The 19487-nt window shown below is 64.5% G+C and carries 17 protein-coding genes; 15 read left to right on the plus strand and 2 right to left on the minus strand.

Going from position 1 to position 19487, the window contains the following annotated elements:
- The first annotated feature begins 3 nt into the window (after nt 1-3).
- Nucleotides 4-1017, plus strand: coding sequence for a flagellar motor protein MotB (gene motB, locus J5M71_RS01020; RefSeq protein ID WP_207828673.1), 1014 nt, complete (start codon nt 4-6; stop codon nt 1015-1017).
- A gap of 159 nt (nt 1018-1176) precedes the next feature.
- On the opposite strand, the gene rsgA is transcribed toward motB, so the two are convergent.
- Nucleotides 1177-2208, minus strand: a complete 1032-nt coding sequence (gene rsgA, locus J5M71_RS01025) for a small ribosomal subunit biogenesis GTPase RsgA (RefSeq protein WP_063911933.1) — start codon at nt 2206-2208, stop codon at nt 1177-1179.
- Nucleotides 2209-2353: 145 nt separating this feature from the next.
- Here rsgA and orn point away from each other — a divergent pair, with 145 nt between their 5' ends.
- Together orn and J5M71_RS01035 are read left to right on the plus strand one after the other, a co-directional pair.
- On the plus strand, nt 2354-2896 hold the full coding sequence (gene orn / locus J5M71_RS01030) for an oligoribonuclease (RefSeq protein WP_003258152.1): 543 nt from the start codon (nt 2354-2356) through the stop codon (nt 2894-2896).
- 100 nt (nt 2897-2996) lie between these two features.
- Entirely contained in the window at nt 2997-3608 is a 612-nt protein-coding gene (locus J5M71_RS01035) for a trimeric intracellular cation channel family protein (RefSeq protein ID WP_063911932.1), read from the plus strand.
- Between the two features lie 297 nt (nt 3609-3905).
- Here J5M71_RS01035 and queG read toward each other — a convergent pair whose 3' ends face one another.
- Complete coding sequence (queG, locus tag J5M71_RS01040; protein WP_207828675.1) at nt 3906-4970, minus strand: tRNA epoxyqueuosine(34) reductase QueG; 1065 nt, start codon at nt 4968-4970, stop codon at nt 3906-3908.
- A 65-nt stretch (nt 4971-5035) separates the two neighbouring features.
- Between queG and J5M71_RS01045 the strand changes: the two genes are divergently transcribed.
- The 12 genes from J5M71_RS01045 (at nt 5036) to J5M71_RS01100 (ending at nt 19477) form a co-directional block, all read left to right on the plus strand.
- Entirely contained in the window at nt 5036-5896 is an 861-nt protein-coding gene (locus tag J5M71_RS01045; protein WP_207828677.1) for an NAD(P)H-hydrate dehydratase, read from the plus strand.
- The gene (gene tsaE, locus J5M71_RS01050; RefSeq protein WP_063911929.1) at nt 5884-6357 is read left to right on the plus strand and encodes a tRNA (adenosine(37)-N6)-threonylcarbamoyltransferase complex ATPase subunit type 1 TsaE; all 474 of its coding nucleotides are present in this window, start codon (nt 5884-5886) and stop codon (nt 6355-6357) included. The genes J5M71_RS01045 and tsaE overlap by 13 nt, the downstream gene beginning before the upstream one ends.
- Before the next feature lie 11 nt (nt 6358-6368).
- A complete protein-coding gene (locus tag J5M71_RS01055) occupies nt 6369-7805 on the plus strand; it encodes an N-acetylmuramoyl-L-alanine amidase (RefSeq protein WP_063911928.1) in 1437 nt (478 codons plus the stop codon).
- On the plus strand, nt 7802-9700 hold the full coding sequence (mutL, locus tag J5M71_RS01060; protein WP_207828679.1) for a DNA mismatch repair endonuclease MutL: 1899 nt from the start codon (nt 7802-7804) through the stop codon (nt 9698-9700). The genes J5M71_RS01055 and mutL overlap by 4 nt, the downstream gene beginning before the upstream one ends.
- A gap of 1 nt (nt 9701) precedes the next feature.
- A complete protein-coding gene (miaA, locus tag J5M71_RS01065; RefSeq protein ID WP_063911926.1) occupies nt 9702-10673 on the plus strand; it encodes a tRNA (adenosine(37)-N6)-dimethylallyltransferase MiaA in 972 nt (323 codons plus the stop codon).
- A gap of 94 nt (nt 10674-10767) precedes the next feature.
- Nucleotides 10768-11028 carry an RNA chaperone Hfq gene (gene hfq / locus J5M71_RS01070; protein ID WP_003258160.1) on the plus strand — a complete coding sequence of 87 codons (261 nt, stop codon included), beginning with the start codon at nt 10768-10770 and terminating at the stop codon, nt 11026-11028.
- Between the two features lie 12 nt (nt 11029-11040).
- Nucleotides 11041-12342 (plus strand): ribosome rescue GTPase HflX, encoded by a 1302-nt coding sequence (gene hflX / locus J5M71_RS01075; RefSeq protein WP_015272005.1) that lies wholly within the window; start codon nt 11041-11043, stop codon nt 12340-12342.
- A 96-nt stretch (nt 12343-12438) separates the two neighbouring features.
- The gene (gene hflK / locus J5M71_RS01080; protein WP_063911925.1) at nt 12439-13620 is read left to right on the plus strand and encodes an FtsH protease activity modulator HflK; all 1182 of its coding nucleotides are present in this window, start codon (nt 12439-12441) and stop codon (nt 13618-13620) included.
- On the plus strand, nt 13620-14489 hold the full coding sequence (gene hflC / locus J5M71_RS01085) for a protease modulator HflC (RefSeq protein WP_063911924.1): 870 nt from the start codon (nt 13620-13622) through the stop codon (nt 14487-14489). Before hflK ends, hflC begins: the two co-directional genes overlap by 1 nt.
- Before the next feature lie 302 nt (nt 14490-14791).
- Nucleotides 14792-15979, plus strand: a complete 1188-nt coding sequence (locus J5M71_RS01090) for an ATP phosphoribosyltransferase regulatory subunit (protein ID WP_207828681.1) — start codon at nt 14792-14794, stop codon at nt 15977-15979.
- A gap of 56 nt (nt 15980-16035) precedes the next feature.
- A complete protein-coding gene (locus J5M71_RS01095) occupies nt 16036-17328 on the plus strand; it encodes an adenylosuccinate synthase (RefSeq protein WP_063911922.1) in 1293 nt (430 codons plus the stop codon).
- Between the two features lie 214 nt (nt 17329-17542).
- Complete coding sequence (locus J5M71_RS01100) at nt 17543-19477, plus strand: methyl-accepting chemotaxis protein (protein WP_207828684.1); 1935 nt, start codon at nt 17543-17545, stop codon at nt 19475-19477.
- Nucleotides 19478-19487: the final 10 nt, after the last annotated feature.

Consider the following 19487-nt stretch of genomic DNA (forward strand, 5'->3'; position numbering starts at 1 on the left):
GTCATGGAGAACAATCAGCCCATCATCGTCAAGCGCGTCAAGCGCTTTGGCGGCGGCCACCACGGCGGCGCCTGGAAAATCGCCTTCGCCGACTTCGCCACGGCGATGATGGCGTTCTTCCTGGTGCTGTGGCTGTTGTCCACGGCCACGCCGGAGCAGAAGATCGCCATTGCCGGCTATTTCAAGGACCCGATCGGCTTCTCGGAAAGCGGCACGCCCTACGTCATCGACCTGGGCGGCTCGCCTCAGCTGGCGCCGGAAAAGACCATCAACCCCGAAGCCAAGTCCGAGCCGACGCCCGATACCAGCATCCAGCTGGACAAGGACCAGGTGGAGACCATGGCCGAGCAGGTCGAGCGTGAGCGCCTGGAGTTGCTGCTGCAGGAACTGCAGAACAAGGTGGAAGAGAACCCGCAACTGCAGAAGTTCAAGGACCAGATCCTGTTCGAGATCACCCAGGACGGCCTGCGCATCCAGATCATGGACGCCGAGAACCGGCCGATGTTCGACATTGGCAGCGCGCGCCTGCAGCCGTACTTCGAGGACATCCTGCTGGCCATGGCAGACACCATCAAGGCGGTGCCGAACAAGATCAGCATCAGTGGCCACACCGACGCCAAGCCGTATGCCGGCAGTGGCGAGTTCGGCAACTGGGAACTGTCGGCCAACCGTGCCAACGCCGCGCGCCGTGCGCTGGTGGCCGGTGGCTACCCGGATGGCCAGGTGGCACGGGTGGTGGGTTACGCGTCGTCGTCGCTGTTCGACCGCAAGAACCCGTTCAACCCGGTCAACCGCCGCATCGACATCATCGTGCTGACCAAGAAGGCCCAGCGCAACATCGAGGGTGAGCAGGGGACGCCGGAAGCACCGGCTGCTACGCCCGCAGCGCCGGGCGCTGCTGCACCGGCTGCGCCAGGGGAGACCGAGCAGGCACCCATGCAGCCGCGCGAGCTGCGCCAGAAGCTGAACATCTTCGAAGAGGGGACGCTGAAGATGGATGAGGCCAAGGACCAGTAAACCCTCTTTCGTCCTGCGCGGTCCCTTGTGGGAGCGGGCTTGCCCGCGAACACGGGCGAAGCCCGTGCCAACCACCGAGGTGCCTGCTTCGCGGGCACGCCCGCTCCCACAGGATTGGCGTAGCCCTCGAGCCTTGTGCAGAGCCTGTGGAGCAGGCGGTCAGTAGGCGTCTTCGGGCAAACTGGCAATGATCGAGCGGTAGCTGTTCATCCGTTGCTGCTTGATACGCCCCTCGTCCAGCGCCTTGAGCAGTGCACAGCCCGGTTCGCGATCATGCTTGCAGTCGCGGAAGCGGCACGTGCCGAACAGGTCGCGGAACTCGATGAAGCCATCCTCCACATCACTGCGGCTGACGTGACCCAGGCCGAACTCGCGGATGCCCGGTGAGTCGATCAGGTCGCCACCGTTGGGGAAGTGGTACAGCCGCGCGGTGGTGGTGGTATGGGTACCCTGGCCAGACCATTCCGACAGGTCGCCGACACGGGTGCCGGCGTCCGGCAGCAGGCTGTTGACCAGCGACGACTTGCCCACCCCCGACTGGCCGACGAACACGCTGATGTGGCCGTCAAGCATCTGCTGCAGGCGTTGCATGCCGTCACCGTGGTGCGCTGAAACCTCCAGCAGCGGGTAGCCCAGCTCGCGGTACACCTCTAGCAGCGCATGCAGGCCCGGGCCGTTCTCGTCGTTGATCAGGTCGGCCTTGTTCAGCAGCAGCAGCGGGCGAATGCCGGCATGTTCCGCCGCCACCAGGTAACGGTCGATCAGGTTGGGGTGCGGTTCGGGCGCGGGGGCGAAGACGATCACGATCAGGTCGACGTTGGCCGCCACCGGCTTCAGCTGGCCGTGGTTGTTCGGCCGGCACAGCTCGGTGCTGCGCGGCATCTGCGCGACGATCACGCCAATGCCCTGATTGCCCGCACGCCATACCACGCGGTCGCCGGTAACCAGCGCCGGCAGGTTGGCGCGCAAGTGGCAGCGGAACACCTGGCCGGCGACTTCGCCGTCCTGGGCTTCCACTTCTACCTGCACGCCGAAGTGCGCAATCACCAGGCCCAACTGCTCCGGCCCCAGGTCGCCACCCTCCAGTTCCTGCAGTACGTGCTGTTCGCGTTTGGCCGCACGCGCGGCGCGCTCGTTCTGGATTTTTTCGATGCGCCAGTTCTGGCGGCGATTGAGCTGGCGTTTGGCCATGAAGGTTCCGTGCGTGGAGGGGCAGGTTGAAAACGGCAAGCAGTTTAGCACGCCAGGCGCCGGACCATTTCGCTTACCTTCGTGCCGTGAATGGGCGTGCCTTGGCCACTACGCTAATATGACGGCCTATACGAGGAGCCCCCGCATGCAAAACCCACAGAATCTGATCTGGATCGACCTGGAAATGACCGGCCTGGATCCGGACAGCGACGTCATCATCGAGATGGCCACCATCGTCACCGACAGCGAGCTGAATACCTTGGCCGAAGGCCCGGTGATCGCCATCCACCACAGTGATGAAGTGCTGGCGCGCATGGACGAGTGGAACACCCGCACCCATGGCGCTTCGGGGCTGACCCAGCGCGTACGCGAGAGCAAGGTCGGCATGGCCGAAGCCGAGGCGCAGACCATTGCGTTTCTCGAGCAGTGGGTGCCGAAAGGCAAGTCGCCGATCTGCGGCAACAGCATCTGCCAGGACCGCCGCTTCCTCTACCGCCACATGCGCAACCTGGAAAACTACTTCCACTACCGCAACCTGGATGTCTCGACCTTGAAGGAGCTGGCCGCACGCTGGGCGCCTGACGTGCGTGACAGCTTCAAGAAGGGCAACACCCACCTGGCACTGGATGACATCCGCGAATCGATTGCCGAACTGCGCCACTATCGCGAGCACTTCATCAAGGTGTGAGCCGAAAGGGCGCAGATATTGTATCTGCGCCCCCTTTTGGTGCCATGGGCAACTGGTTAGACTGCGCGCCTTTCTCGCTCGCCCGCACGGACCCCGCACCATGTTGTTGATGCTCTACCTTATCGCCATCACCGCCGAAGCCATGACCGGCGCGTTGTCTGCTGGCCGCCGCGGCATGGACTGGTTCGGCGTGGTGCTGATTGCCTGCGTCACCGCCCTGGGTGGCGGCTCGGTGCGTGACGTGCTGCTCGGGCATTACCCGCTGACCTGGGTGAAGCATCCGGAATACCTGGTGCTGACCAGCTGTGCGGCGCTGCTGACCATTTTCATCGCACCGATGATGCGCCGACTGCGCTCGCTGTTCCTGGTGCTCGATGCCCTGGGGCTGGTGGCCTTTACCCTGATTGGCTGCATGACTGCACTGGAGATGGGGCAGGGCATGCTGGTGGCGTCGATCAGCGGGGTGATCACCGGGGTATTTGGCGGGATCCTGCGGGATATCTTCTGTAACGACATTCCCCTGGTGTTCCGCCGCGAGCTGTACGCCAGTGTCTCGTTCGCTGCGGCGTGGTTCTACCTGGGCTGCGTGTACTTCAAGGTGCCGGCAGAGCAGGCGATGCTGCTGACCTTGTTTGGCGGGTTCCTGCTGCGGTTGCTGGCGATTCGGTTCCATTGGGAAATGCCCAAGTTCCACTACAACGACCAGCAGTAGCCTTGACATGCGTTCCCTGTGGGAGCGGGTTCACCCGCGAACACGGGCGCAGCCCGTGCCATCCACCGTGGTGGCTTCTTCGCGGGTAAACCGCTCTCATGCTGCACATTACTCGTTGAATTAGCAGGGACCCTGTGGGAGCGGCTTTAGCCGCGAACACCGGCGTAGCCGGTGCCATGCACCGCGTTGGATTCTTCGCGGCTAAAGCCGCTCCCACAGGGTACGAGGATCGCTTGCGAATTCAGTTGTCTGTGCAACAGCGCAGCCTAAAGCGCTGGGCAATCTCCCACAGGGGGGCTACGAAATGCCGTGCTGCGCCAGCGCCCACTCCACATGCTCGCGCACCAGCTCCGATGCATCCTCGCGTCGCGCCTTCAGCGCTTCGATCACCGGGATCGTCGAAGGCGCATTGCCCAACCCTATCGCCAGGTTGCGCAACCAGCGCTCATAGCCGGCCCGGCGCAGCGGCCCGCCTTCGGTCTTGCGCAGGAAGGTCCGTTCATCCCACAGGAACATCTCTGCCAACTCGGCATTCTCCAGCCCGTGCCGTGGCTGGAAGTCCTGTTCCTGGCTGTGCCTGGCAAAGCGGTTCCACGGGCAGACGATCTGGCAGTCATCGCAACCGAACACCCGGTTGCCCATCTTCGAACGCAACTCGACGGGGATCGGCCCCCGCAGTTCGATGGTCAGGTACGAGATGCAGCGCCGTGCATCCAGCACATAGGGCCCGACGAAGGCCTGGGTCGGGCAGATGTCCAGGCAGGCCTGGCAACGCCCGCAATGTTCGCTGGTGGTGGCTTCGTCCACCGGCAGTGGCAGGTCGACGAACAGCTCGGCGAGGAAGAAGTAGCTGCCCGCCTTGCGGTTGAGCAGCAGGGTGTTCTTGCCGATCCAGCCCAGCCCGGCCTGCTCGGCCAAGGCCTTTTCCAGCACCGGAGCGCTGTCGACAAAGGCGCGGTAACCGAACGGGCCGATAGCCTCCTGAATGCGATCGGCCAGGAACTGCACGCGCTTGCGCACCAGCTTGTGGTAATCCCGGCCCAGGGCGTAGCGCGACACGTAGGCTTTTTCCGGCTGTGCCAGGCGCTGCGCCATCTGTGTGTCGCCGGGCAGGTAGTCCATGCGCAGCGATACCACGCGCACCGTGCCGGGGATCAGTTGCTCTGGGTGTGCGCGCTTGCTGCCGTGGGCGCCCAGGTATTCCATCTCGCCCTGGTAGCCGGCGTCGAGCCAGCGCTGCAGGTGGTGTTCGTGTTCGCCAAGGTCGACCCCGGCGATGCCGACGTGGGCAAAACCGAGTTCTTGGCCCCAGATCTTGATCGATTGGGCCAGTTGGGCGAGGTCAGGCGTACAGGCGGACATGGATGGGCAAGGCAATACGGGCTCAGGTGCGTATAATTCTGCCAGACATTGGAGCCTTTGACCCCATGCCGCAGACCAAACACCCCAGCCATACCCCACAATTGCTCAGCAGCGTGACTGTCGCGCACCTGCCGGCACGGCATGCGCATGCCCATAAAGGCGACTTCGGCCATGTGCTGGTGGTCGGTGGCGACCTCGGTACCGGTGGCGCCGTGCTGCTCAGTGCCGAAGCCGCCTTGCGCTGTGGTGCCGGACTGGTCAGCGTGGCGACCCGGCCCGAGCACGTGGCCGCCAGCCTGGCGCGCCTGCCCGAGGTCATGTGCCTGGGCGCCAGTTCGGCCAACCAGCTGATGGGCGTGCTGGAGCGCGCTTCGGTGCTGGTGGTCGGTCCCGGTCTGGGCCAGGCAGCCTGGGGTCGCAGCCTGCTTTCGGCGGTGGCCAATGCCGAGCGCCCGCAGGTGTGGGACGCCGATGCCCTGAACTTGCTGGCGCGTACCCCGCTGGCCCTGCCCAGTGGCAGCATCCTTACCCCGCACCCGGGGGAGGCGGCGCGGCTGCTGGGCATTTCCACCGAGGCTGTGCAGGCGGACCGCCCGGGGGCTGCTCGCAAACTGGCGCGCCGTTACAACAGCGTCTGCGTGCTCAAGGGGGCCGGCACTCTGGTCGCCGACCCGGCCGGGCAACTGCTGCTGTGCGAACGCGGCCACCCGGCCATGGCCGGCGCCGGCCTGGGCGATGTGCTGACCGGTGTGTTGGCGGCGCTGCTGGCCCAGGGCCTGGATGCCTGGCATGCCGCGGGGCTGGGGGTATGGCTGCACGCCTGTGCCGGCGAGCGTCTGGGCGTTAAAGGTAGAGGCCTGGCTGCCAGCGATCTGGCGCCGGTCATTCGTGAGTTGTTGGAGGAGCATTCTGCGTGTCTGGCTTAAACCTGTTTCTGGCCGATGAAGCGGCCACGGTCAAATTCGGCGCACACCTGGCCGAGGTGACCGGCGGTCACGGCGTGATTTTTCTGGAGGGTGACCTGGGTGCGGGCAAAACCACGCTGTCGCGTGGCCTGATTCGTGGCCTGGGCCATACTGGTGCAGTGAAAAGCCCGACCTTCACGGTGGTCGAGCCTTACGAAATCGGTGAGGTGCGGGCGTTCCATTTCGACCTGTATCGCCTGGTCGATCCGGAAGAGCTGGAGTTCATGGGCATTCGTGACTATTTCGAGGGCGACCCGCTGTGCCTGTTCGAGTGGCCACAAAAGGGTGCGGGCGTTTTGCCAAAGCCCGACCTGACCATTACCATAAGCCCCCAAGCGGGCGGACGCTCGCTGATCCTTTCGCCGCAGGGGGCTCGCGGCGAGGCCTGGTGCGTTGCACTGGCCGAACACTATAAACAGTAAGTGGGGTAGGTATGCGCATACGCGCACTGGTCGCCATCGTTGGGCTGCTGCTGACAACGGTGACCGTTGACGCTCTGGCCGTCACTCAAGTCAAGAGCATGCGCCTGTGGCGCGCGCCCGACAACACGCGGCTGGTCTTCGACCTGTCTGGCCCTGTGCAGCACAGCGTCTTCACTCTGAGCGCACCTGATCGCCTGGTTATCGACATCAATGGCGCGACCTTGGCCGCGCCGCTGAACGTGGCTACCTCCAATACGCCGATCAGCAGCGTGCGTTCGGCCCAGCGCACCCCGACCGACCTGCGCGTGGTGGTCGACCTGAAGAAGTCGGTCACCCCCAAAAGCTTCACCCTGGCGCCCAATGCCCAGTACGGCAACCGCCTGGTGGTCGACCTGTACGACCAGGAAGCCGACGCCGTCGCGGCCAGCGCGCCGCCTCCGGCACCGGTACCAACGCCTGCAACCACGCCTGCTACCACCCCGGCAGTGCCGGTGACCCCGGCCCAGCCCGCCATCAAGCTGCCGCCGGTACCCAGCGGCAAGCGTGACATCGTGGTTGCCATCGACGCCGGCCACGGCGGCGAAGACCCGGGTGCGTCCGGCTCGCGTGGCCAGCATGAAAAAGACATCGTGCTGCAGATCGCCAAGGAACTGCAGCGCCAGATCAACAGCGAGAAAGGCTTCCGGGCCGAGCTGACCCGTACCGGCGACTACTTCATCCCGCTGCGCAAGCGCACGGAAATCGCCCGCAAGAAGGGGGCCGACCTGTTCATCTCGATCCATGCCGACGCCGCGCCATCCCGCGCCGCCTTTGGTGCCTCGGTGTTCGCCCTGTCCGACCGTGGCGCCACCTCCGAGACCGCGCGCTGGCTGGCCGACACGGAAAACCGTTCCGACCTGATCGGTGGTGCCGGTAACGTCAGCCTCGACGACAAGGACCGCATGCTGGCCGGCGTGCTGCTCGACCTGTCGATGACCGCCACGCTCAGCTCCAGCCTCAATGTCGGGCAGAAGGTGCTGGGCAACATGGGCCGCATTACCTCGCTGCACAAGCAGCGGGTGGAACAGGCCGGCTTCATGGTACTGAAGTCGCCGGATATCCCGTCGATCCTCGTTGAAACTGGGTTCATCTCGAACAACAACGAAGCCGCCAAGCTGGCCACCGCCAGCCATCAGCAGGCCCTGGCTCGCTCGATCCACACCGGTGTGCGCCAGTACTTCCAGCAGAACCCGCCGCCTGGCACCTATATCGCCTGGTTGCGCGACACCGGCAAGATCGCCGCCGGGCCGCGTGAGCACACGGTGCGCCCTGGCGAAACCCTGGCGATGCTCGCCGTGCGCTATCAGGTCAGCGCGGCCAGCCTGCGTAGCACCAACGGCCTCAAGACCGATGAGCTCAAGGTTGGCCAGCGCCTCGATATCCCTGCCACCACATTGGCCTCGCAATGAGTGGTGGCTCGCGCATCCAGCTGCTCAGCCCGCGGCTGGCCAACCAGATTGCCGCCGGCGAGGTTGTCGAGCGGCCGGCCTCTGTCGCCAAGGAGTTGCTGGAGAACAGCCTGGACTCCGGCGCCCGGCGTATCGACGTGGAGGTGGAGCAGGGCGGCGTCAAGCTGTTGCGGGTGCGGGACGATGGCAGCGGCATTTCCGCCGACGACCTGCCGCTGGCCCTGGCCCGTCACGCCACCAGCAAGATCCGCGAGCTGGAAGACCTCGAAGGGGTATTGAGCCTGGGCTTCCGGGGTGAGGCCCTGGCCTCGATCAGCTCGGTGGCGCGCCTGACCCTGACTTCGCGTACCGCCAGCGCTACCGAGGCCTGGCAGGTGGAAACCGAAGGCCGCGACATGACCCCGCGGGTGCAGCCGGCGGCACACCCGGTGGGGACTTCGGTGGAAGTGCGCGACCTGTTCTTCAACACCCCGGCCCGGCGCAAGTTCCTCAAGGCCGAGAAGACCGAATTCGATCACCTGCAGGAAGTCATCCGGCGCCTGGCGCTGGCGCGCTTCGATGTCGGCTTCCACCTGCGTCACAACGGCAAGAGCATCCTCAGCCTGCACGAGGCCCACGATGAAACTGCCCGTGCGCGGCGAGTGGGCGCCATCTGTGGCCCGGGCTTCATGGAGCAGGCGCTGCCGATCGACGTGGAACGCAACGGCCTGCGCCTGTGGGGCTGGGTCGGCCTGCCAACCTTCTCGCGCAGCCAGGCAGACCTGCAGTACTTCTTCGTCAACGGCCGTGCGGTGCGCGACAAGCTGGTCGCCCATGCCGTGCGCCAGGCCTACCGCGATGTGCTGTTCAATGGCCGCCACCCGACCTTCGTGCTGTTCCTGGAGCTGGAGCCCAACGGCGTCGACGTCAACGTGCACCCGACCAAGCACGAAGTGCGTTTCCGCGAGGGGCGCTCGGTGCACGACTTCCTGTATGGCACCCTGCATCGCGCCTTGGCCGATGTGCGCCCGGAAGACCAGTTGGCTGCGCCTGTCGCCGTGCCCGAGATGGTCCGCCCCACGGGCCAGCAGGCCGGCGAGTTCGGCCCCCAGGGCGAAATGCGCCTGGCCTCGCCGGTGCTTGAACAGCCGCGTGCCCCGCAGCAGTCGTTTTCCAATGGCGGCAGTGGCGCGGGTTACCAATACCAGTACACCCCACGCCCCTCGCAGCCGCTGCCGGCCGCCGAGGCACAGGCGGTGTATCGCGAGTTTTACAAGCCGCTGGATGAAGGCGCGGCGCCGACGACGGCGTTGCCCGAAAGCCAGGGTGACATTCCCCCGCTGGGCTACGCGCTGGCGCAGCTCAAGGGCATCTACATCCTGGCCGAGAACGCCATCGGCCTGGTGCTGGTAGATATGCACGCCGCTCACGAGCGCATCATGTACGAGCGCCTGAAGGTGGCCATGGCCAGCGAAGGCCTGAGCGGGCAGCCGCTGCTGGTGCCGGAGACCCTGGCCTTGAGCCAGCGTGAAGCAGACTGCGCCGAAGAGCACGCGCAGTGGTTCCAGCGGCTGGGCTTCGAACTGCAGCGCCTGGGCCCCGAGACCCTGGCCATCCGCCAGATCCCGGCTTTGCTCAAGCAGGCCGAGGCCAACCGGCTGGTGCAGGATGTACTCGCAGACCTGATGGAATACGGCACCAGCGACCGTATCCAGGCGCACCTCAACGAGCTGCTCGGTACCATGGCCTGTCACGGTGCCGTGCGCGCCAACCGGCGCCTGGCGATCCCCGAGATGAATGCCCTGCTGCGTGACATGGAAAACACCGAGCGCAGCGGCCAGTGCAACCATGGTCGCCCCACCTGGACCCAGATGGGCCTGGACGACCTGGACAAACTCTTCCTGCGCGGTCGATGAAATGAGTGGCAAGCCCCCTGCAATATTCCTGATGGGCCCGACAGCGGCCGGCAAGACCGACCTGGCCATCGAGCTGACCAAAGTACTGCCGTGCGAGCTGATCAGCGTCGATTCGGCGCTGGTTTACCGCGGCATGGATATCGGCTCGGCCAAGCCGTCGAAAGAAATCCTCGCCGCTCACCCGCACCGGTTGATCGATATTCGCGACCCCGCCGAAAGCTATTCGGCTGCGCAGTTCCGTACCGATGCCCTGGAGGCCATGGCCGAAATCACCGCGCGCGGCAAGATCCCGCTGCTGGTGGGCGGCACCATGCTCTATTACAAGGCGTTGATCGATGGCCTTGCCGACATGCCGGCGGCCGATGCCGCGGTGCGTGCCGAGCTGGAGGCACAGGCCGAAGCCCTGGGCCTGGCCGAGTTGCACCGCCAGTTGGCCGAGGTCGACCCCGAGTCGGCGGCGCGTATCCACCCCAACGACCCGCAGCGGTTGATCCGGGCTCTGGAGGTGTACCGGGTGAGTGGCGAGAGCATGACAGCACATCGCCAACGTCAATTCGCGGAAAGTCGCGGCGCAGACGCAGGCGCTGGCGGGCATTTGCCCTATACTGTCGCGAGTTTGGCGATTGCTCCTACAGATCGTCACATTTTGCATCATCGAATTGCGTTACGATTTTCACAGATGCTGGAACAGGGCTTCGTCGACGAGGTCCGATCGCTGCGAGCCAGAAGTGACTTGCACGCCGGGCTGCCGTCTATACGGGCAGTGGGGTATCGGCAGGTCTGGGACTACCTCGACGGCAAGCTGACCGAGAATGAGATGCGTGAGCGCGGTATCATTGCTACCAGGCAGTTGGCCAAGCGGCAGTTCACATGGTTGCGTGGCTGGCCTGAAGTACACTGGCTTGACAGCCTGGCCTGCGACAATCTGTCCCGCACCTTGAAATACCTTGGGGCCATCTCCATATTGGGCTGAGTCCCTGCTGATTGCCGTCTATTCTTGCGAAGGGGCGGCCTAATTTATCGATTTTCTTGATTTTCTATTATTTATCCTTACAGGAGTGCGGCATATGTCAAAAGGGCATTCGCTACAAGACCCTTACTTGAACACCTTGAGAAAAGAAAAGGTCCCGGTATCCATCTACCTGGTCAACGGCATCAAACTGCAGGGTTCGATCGAGTCCTTCGACCAGTTCGTGGTACTGCTGAAGAACACCGTCAGCCAGATGGTCTACAAGCACGCCATCTCGACTGTGGTTCCTGCCCGTCCGGTTCGCCTGCCAAGCCCGTCCGATTCCGAACACGGCGACAGCGAGCCAGGCAACGCCTGATAGGAGCCTGCATTGTTCTTTGAGCGCCACGGTGGTGGTGAGCGGGCGTTGCTCGTTCACTTGGAAGGTCAGAACCCTGAGGCGCGCGAAGACCCGCAGGAGTTCCAGGAGCTTGCATTGTCGGCCGGTGCCGACATCGTCTCGCTGGTCACGGTGGCAAGGCATCAGCCTTCCGCCAAATACCTGATTGGCAGTGGCAAGGTCGAAGAGTTGCACGACCTGGTCCATGCCGAACAGGTAGACCTGGTGATTTTCAATCACACCCTCACGCCCAGTCAGGAGCGCAACCTTGAACGTGTGTTCGAGTGTCGTGTGCTCGACCGTACCGGGCTGATCCTCGATATCTTTGCCCAAAGGGCGCGTACCCATGAAGGCAAGCTGCAGGTCGAACTGGCCCAGCTCGAGCACATGAGCACGCGGCTGGTGCGCGGCTGGACCCACCTTGAGCGTCAGAAGGGGGGTATCGGCCTGCGCGGCCCGGGTGAAACCCAGCTGGAAACCGACCGCCGCCTGTTGCGGGTGCGCATTCGCCAGATCAAGTCACGCCTGGAGAAGGTGCGCAGCCAGCGCGAGCAGGCGCGCCGCGGGCGCAAGCGCGCGGATATCCCGTCGGTGTCGCTGGTGGGTTATACCAACGCCGGCAAGTCCACGCTGTTCAACGCCCTGACCGAATCCGAGGTGTATGCCGCGGACCAGCTGTTCGCCACCCTCGACCCGACCCTGCGCCGGCTCGAGCTGAACGACCTGGGGCCGATCGTGCTGGCCGACACCGTGGGCTTCATTCGCCACCTGCCGCACAAGCTGGTCGAGGCATTTCGGGCTACGCTCGAAGAGTCGAGCAACTCCGACTTGCTGCTGCATGTGATCGACGCCCATGAGCCGGAGCGCATGGAGCAGATCGAGCAGGTGCTGGCGGTGTTGGGCGAGATTGGTGCCGAAGGGTTGCCGATCCTCGAGGTGTATAACAAACTCGACCTGCTCGAAGATGTCGAGCCGCAGATCCAGCGCAATGCCGATGGCAAACCGGAACGGGTCTGGGTATCGGCACGCGATGGGCGTGGCCTGGAGCTGGTCGGCCAGGCGATTGCCGAGTTGCTGGGGGATGATCTGTTTGTCGGTACCTTGTGTCTGGAGCAGCGTTTTGCCCGCTTGCGCGCGCAATTCTTTGCCCTGGGTGCCGTGCAGAGTGAAGAGCATGATGAAGAAGGGCGCAGCCTGCTGAGCGTGCGACTGCCCATGGTCGAACTGAATCGCCTGGTCAGCCGCGAAGGCATGGAGCCGCAAGTGTTTGTCGAGCAACACACTTTGCAATAAATGCTCGTCGAGGTCGCCGGGCAGCAATGACAGGCATTCTGTAGCATTGGACGGCGCGCCGTGGGCGCGTCTTTGCTTTATCAGATGGAGAGCGCTATGGCTTGGAACGAGCCGGGTGGCAACTCGAACAATCAGGATCCCTGGGGCGGCCGCCGGAATGGCGGTGGCGGCGGTGGTGACAAGAAAGGTCCACCGGACCTGGACGAGGCCTTCCGCAAATTGCAGGACAGCCTGAACGGCATGTTCGGCAGTGGCAAGAAACGTGGCGGCGGTGACCGCAATGTCGGCAAGGGCGGTGGCCTGGGCCTGCTGGGCATCGGCCTGGCGGTACTGGCTGCGATCTGGCTGTACAGCGCCGTGTACGTGGTCGACGAGCAGGAGCAGGCCGTGGTGCTGCGCTTCGGCAAGTACTATGAAACGGTCGGCCCCGGCCTGAACATCTACTTCCCGCCGATCGATCGCAAGTACATGGAGAACGTCACGCGCGAGCGTGCCTACACCAAGCAGGGCCAGATGCTGACCGAAGACGAGAACATCGTCGAGGTGCCGCTGACCGTCCAGTACAAGATCAGCAACCTGCAGGACTTCGTGCTCAACGTCGACCAGCCTGAGGTCAGCCTGCAGCACGCGACCGAGAGTGCCCTGCGCCACGTGGTGGGTTCCACCTCGATGGACCAGGTGCTGACCGAAGGCCGCGAGCAGATGGCCGTGGATATCCGCGAACGCCTGCAGCGCTTCCTCGACACCTACCGTACCGGTATCACTGTTACCCAGGTCAACGTCCAGAGCGCGGCAGCCCCGCGTGAAGTGCAGGAAGCCTTCGACGACGTGATCCGTGCCCGCGAAGATGAGCAGCGTGCCCGCAACCAGGCCGAGTCCTACGCCAATGGCGTGGTGCCGGAAGCCCGTGGTCAGGCCCAGCGCATCATCGAGGACGCCAACGGTTACCGCGACGAAGTCATCGCCCGTGCCAAGGGTGAAGCCGACCGCTTCACCAAGCTGGTCGCCGAGTACCGCAAGGCACCTGACGTGACCCGTCAGCGCCTGTACCTGGAAACCATGCAAGAGGTCTACAGCAATTCGAGCAAGGTCATGGTGGCAACCAAGGACGGGCAGAACAACCTGCTCTACCTGCCGCTGGACAAGATGGTCGAAGGCAGCCGCAACCCGTCCGCGCCGACCACTGGCGTGTCGCCATCGGTCAACGATGCGGCCGCCCGTGCGGCGCAGGACCTGCAACAGCAACAGCAGCCGCTGCGCACTAGGGAGAGCCGCTGATGAGCAACAGATCGCTGATCGCCCTGATCGCCGCCGTGGTCCTGGCCATCGTGGCCTGGAACAGCTTCTACATCGTGTCCCAGACCGAGCGTGCGGTATTGCTGCGCTTCGGTAAGGTAGTCCAGGCGGATGTACAGCCGGGCATGCACGTGAAGATTCCGTACGTGAACCAGGTGCGCAAGTTCGACGCCCGCCTGATGACCCTCGACGCCCCGACCCAGCGGTTCCTGACCCTGGAGAAGAAAGCGGTGATGGTCGACGCTTACGCCAAGTGGCGCGTCAAGGACGCCGAACGCTTCTACACCGCCACGTCCGGCATGAAGCAGATTGCCGACGAGCGTCTGTCGCGTCGTCTGGAAAGCGGCCTGCGTGACCAGTTCGGTAAACGTACCCTGCACGAAGTGGTTTCCGGTGAACGTGACGCGCTGATGGCTGACATCACTGCTTCGCTGAACCGCATGGCTGCCAAGGAGCTGGGTATCGAGGTGGTCGATGTGCGCGTCAAGGCCATCGACCTGCCGAAGGAAGTCAACCGCAGCGTGTTCGACCGCATGAGCACCGAGCGTGAGCGTGAAGCCCGCGAGCACCGCGCCAAGGGTAACGAGCTGGCTGAAGGTATCCGTGCCGATGCCGACCGTCAGCGCCGCGTATTGCTGGCTGAGGCCTATCGCGAAGCAGAGGAAACCCGCGGTGACGGCGACGCCCAGGCGGCCGCCATCTACGCCAAGGCCTACACTCAGGACCCTGATTTCTACGCGTTCTACCGTAGCCTGCAGGCGTACCGCGAGAGCTTCTCGAGCAAGAGCGACGTGCTGGTCCTGGACCCGAAGAACGAGTTCTTCCGCTTCCTGGACAAGAGCAGGCCGTGATGCTCAGGCCCTGATTCTCATGCAGCGGCGCCCCGCCTGGCAGCTAAAACACCAGGCGGGGTGCATCCTGAATGAAAAGGGGTGTATGATGAGGCAGCCGGGAAATTTCCCGGCTTTTTTGCGTCTGCAAGGTTGATTGGCAAACCGCCAGTTGACGGTTTGGTCAGGTCGCAAGGCAATTCGAGGGTGTCGGGTACGGTGGCTGCGCTGGGATCAGTGCTGCCCGCTGCTGTGCGCGATACCGGCTTTACTGACGGCTCGCCTGCTTGGCAAGCCGCCCGGACCAGAGGGGAAATGGCGTAATGGCAACGGTAGACCGCTGGCTGCTGCCAGATGGCATCGAGGAAGTACTGCCACCTGAGGCTGCGCGCATCGAGATCGCGCGCCGCCAGGTGTTGGACCTGTTCCAGAGTTGGGGCTACGAACTGGTCGTCACCCCGCATATCGAGTACCTGGAGTCGCTGCTTACCGGCGCCGGCCAGGACCTGGACCAGCGCACCTTCAAGGTAGTGGACCCGCAGTCCGGCCGCCTGATGGGCTTCCGCGCCGACTTCACCCCGCAGGTGGCGCGCATCGACGCCCACACCCTGCGCCGTGAAGGCCCTAGCCGCCTGTGCTATGCCGGCAGCGTGCTGCACGCCCAGCCGCGAGCCCTGTCCACCTCGCGCAGCCCGATCCAGCTGGGCGCCGAGCTGTACGGCGACGCCAGCCCCACCAGCGATGTCGAAGTCATCAGCCTGATGCTCGCCACGCTGCAACTGACCGATGTGCCGGATGTGCACATGGACCTCGGCCATGTCGGCATCTACCGCGGCCTGGCCCGTGCTGCCGGCCTGTCCGGTGCGGTCGAGCAGCAGCTGTTCGACGCCCTGCAGCGCAAGGCCGTGGATGAAGTGCAGGTGCTGACCGCCGACCTGCCGAAGGACCTGGGCAACATGCTGCGCGCGCTGGTCGAACTGTGCGGTGGCCGCGAAGTGCTGGCCGAAGCCCGCGTGCGCCTGGGGCGTGCCCCGGCCAGCGTGCTGGCGGCGCTGGACGACCTGCTGGCGATCGCCGATCGTCTGGCGGCGCGCTTCCCGGACCTGCCGCTGTACTTCGACCTCGGCGAGCTGCGCGGTTACCACTACCACACGGGCGTGGTGTTCGCCGTGTTCGTGCCGGGCGAGGGTCAATCGATCGCCCAGGGCGGGCGCTATGACGACATCGGCGCCGATTTCGGCCGGGCCCGCCCGGCCACCGGTTTCTCCACGGATTTGAAGACCCTGGTCACACTGGGGCGAGCGGAGGTCGTATTGCCAACTGGCGGCATCTGGATGCCGGACAGTGGCGACGCGGCCCTCTGGCAGCAAGTCTGCCAGTTGCGCAGCGAGGGCCAGCGTGTGGTCCAGGCCCTGCCTGGCCAGCCGTTGAGTGCTGCTCTCGAGGCGGATTGTGATCGGCAATTGATTCAGCAAGACGGGCGCTGGCAGGTTCTGCCGCTGGCCCAGTGAGTTTCTGCGCCGGCAACAGGCCGGCAACCAAGTTTGCGTGAATGAGGACCAATGTAATGGGTAAGAATGTCGTCGTCCTGGGCACCCAGTGGGGTGATGAGGGCAAAGGCAAGATCGTCGATCTGCTGACCGAACATGCTGCCGCCGTAGTGCGCTACCAAGGTGGCCACAACGCGGGTCACACCCTGGTGATCAACGGTGAGAAGACCGTTCTGCACCTGATTCCGTCCGGTATCCTGCGTGAAGGCGTACAGTGCCTGATCGGCAACGGCGTGGTCGTTGCCCCGGATGCCCTGATGCGTGAAATCACCAAGCTGGAAGAGAAGGGCGTACCGGTGCGCGAGCGCCTGCGCATCAGCCCGGCCGCGCCGCTGATCCTGTCGTACCACGTTGCCCTGGACCAGGCCCGCGAAAAAGCCCGTGGCGAAGCCAAGATCGGCACCACCGGCCGTGGTATCGGCCCAGCCTACGAAGACAAGGTCGCACGCCGCGGCCTGCGCGTGGGCGACCTGTTCCACCGCGAGCGTTTCGCCGCCAAGCTGGGTGAGCTGCTGGACTACCACAACTTCCAGCTGGTGAATTACTACAAAGAGCCGGCCATCGACTTCCAGCAGACCCTGGACGAATGCATGGCCTACGCCGAACAGCTCAAGCCGATGATGCTCGACGTCACCGCCGAGCTGCACAACCTGCGTCGTGCCGGCAAGGACATCATGTTCGAAGGTGCCCAGGGCTCGCTGCTGGACATCGACCACGGTACCTACCCGTACGTCACCAGCTCCAACACCACTGCTGGCGGTATCTCCACCGGTTCCGGCGTTGGCCCGATGTACCTGGACTACATCCTGGGTATCACCAAGGCCTACACCACTCGCGTAGGTTCCGGTCCGTTCCCGACTGAACTGTTCGACGAGACTGGCGCGACCCTGGCCAAGCGTGGCCATGAGTTCGGTTCCACCACCGGCCGTGCGCGCCGTTGCGGCTGGTTCGATGCCGTGATCCTGCGCCGCGCCATCGACGTCAACAGCATCTCGGGCATCTGCCTGACCAAGCTGGACGTACTGGACGGCCTGGAAACCATCAACATCTGCGTTGGCTACAAGAACGAGAACGGTGCCGTCATCGACGCGCCTTCCGATGCCGACAGCTACATCGGCCTGGAGCCGGTGTACGAAGAGATGCCAGGCTGGAGCGAATCGACCCTGGGCGTGAAAACCCTGGAAGAGCTGCCGGCCAACGCTCGCGCCTACATCAAGCGCATCGAAGCGCTGATCGGCGCACCGATCGATATCATCTCCACCGGCCCGGACCGCAACGAGACCATCGTGCTGCGTCATCCGTTCGCCTGATCTGCCTTCCAGGCTGATCTGACGCCGTGGCCCTGAAAGGGGCTGCGGCGTTTTCATTTGTGGGGTATGCCTGTCCCGGCGATAGGGCCAGTACCGGAAAACCCATTGCTAAACCTTGGCACTTATCCCTGCTGCCCCCGGCACAACCCTTGCTGTAAGAAGTTTCTGAAGATGCCATCAAAATAGTGGCGCCAGAAAACACGAGGGTTACACCGTGTCTGCCATTCTCTCACTGTTACGAAGCCGCCTTTTGCGGCCTGTGTTTGTTGCCCTTGGTATCGCTCTTTTGGTGCAGGTGCTGGTTGCCGTTGCGCTTACCCGAAGCACGGTCACCGCCCTGGAGGCCGACCTGGGTGAACGCCTGGGCAATGACAGCCGCCAACTCGCCAGTGAACTGGAGCAAGCCGGGCAAGATGTGCGCTCTGGTCTCGACGGCCTCTCCAGCAGTACCCGCCAGCGCCTGAGCGCAGGCTTGTCGGCGCGCCTGCAAAGTGAGCAGCAGCAACTGCGCAGCACGCTGGAAAAGAACCTCAAGGACTCCGCCAACGACATGGCCGAGCTGCTGGCCTCGGTCGCCCCACGGGCGATCTGGGACAACGACGTGCCGGTGCTCTCCGACTTCGCCCGGCGTGCCCAGCGCAACCCCAACGTGCTGTTCGTGATTTACGACGATGCCCAGGGCCAGCACCTGACCCGCTACCTGAACCGGCAAAACCCGATCAACCAGGCATTGATGGACAAGGGCCAGGGCGAGCGTGCGCTGGACAAGGTGATCGACGCGGCCCGGCGCGACCCGGCGGTGTACTTCGTCGAGGCCTCGATCAACCCCAATGGTGCAGAAATCGGTAAGGTGGTGATGGGCGTTTCCACTGCCGGCATCGATCAGGAGCTCAAGGCCCTCGACCAGCGCTTTGCTGCCCTGATCGCCAGCGGCGAGCAATTGGTCGGCGACAGCCTGGTCGGTGCTGCAGCCGACAGCGGCAAGACCCTGCGCGAGCGCCTGGAGAAGGCGCAGGGCAGTGCTGCCGCGATGCAGGCCAATACCGCACAGACCGTGCGTGATGCTGCCGCCGAACTGCGCTGGCGCATCGGCCTGGGCCTGATGCTGGTCGGCCTGGGTGTGCTGGTGGTGGTGGCTGTGGTGCTTGGCCGCCGGGTGCTGAGCAAGCTGCGCCTGCTGATTGCCGCCCTCGATGACCTGGCGGCTGGCGAAGGCGACCTGACCAAGCGTGTGCCTCTCGACAGCCGCGACGAAATTGGTGACATGGCTTCGGCGGTGAACCGTTTTGTCGACAAGTTGCAGCCGATCGTGCGCGAGGCGGGCGAGGTGGCGCAGCGCACCGGCGTGGAGATTGGCGCGATGGCCCAGCGCAATGCCGGCGCCGATGCTGCCGCTGCGCTGCAACGCGATGAAGTGGCGGCCAGCCTGCGCGACCTGTCGAGCATGGCCGACGAGGCCCAGGCTGAAAGCCACGCGATGCAGGCAGCCCTGCAGCAGGTGGTGGATATCCGCCAGGCAACTGACGAGAACAGCCGCACCTCGACCCAGCTAGCCGGTCTGATCGAGAACCTGGCCGGGCAGGTGGAGGCCGGCTCCCAGGTGATCGAGCGCCTGGCCAAGCAGAGCGAGCAGATCGAAGTGGTGCTGACGGTTATCCACGGCATCGCCGAACAGACCAACCTGCTGGCCTTGAACGCGGCCATCGAAGCCGCCCGTGCTGGCGAAACCGGGCGCGGGTTTGCCGTGGTGGCCGATGAGGTGCGGGCGCTGGCGAGCAAGACGCAAAGCTCCACGGGTGATATCCAGGCGCATATTGCCGCGTTGCAGAAGGGCGCCAAGGAGGCCGTGGCCACCATCAGTCAGGCAGGGCTGAAGGCCAGCGAGGGGCTTCTGGTGTTGCGTGACAACGAGCGCCGCCAGCAGTCGGTGCAGGCGGCAGTGGAGCAAGTACACGCAGCCATCGGCCTGGCCACCCGGGCGGCCGAGCAGCAGGCGAGCGGGGCGCAGGCCGTGCGTGGACGGGTGGAAACCATACACGCCCAGGCCGAACGCTCGGCCGAGGTGGTGATGCAGACCACCGCCAGCAGCAAGGTGCTGGATGACCTGGCTGCACAGCTGCGTGCCAGCCTGGGCCAGTTCAGAGCCTGATGCGGTCCCT

Origin of the sequence: Pseudomonas sp. 43(2021), from assembly GCF_017490805.1 — a bacterium.
Taxonomy (GTDB): domain Bacteria; phylum Pseudomonadota; class Gammaproteobacteria; order Pseudomonadales; family Pseudomonadaceae; genus Aquipseudomonas.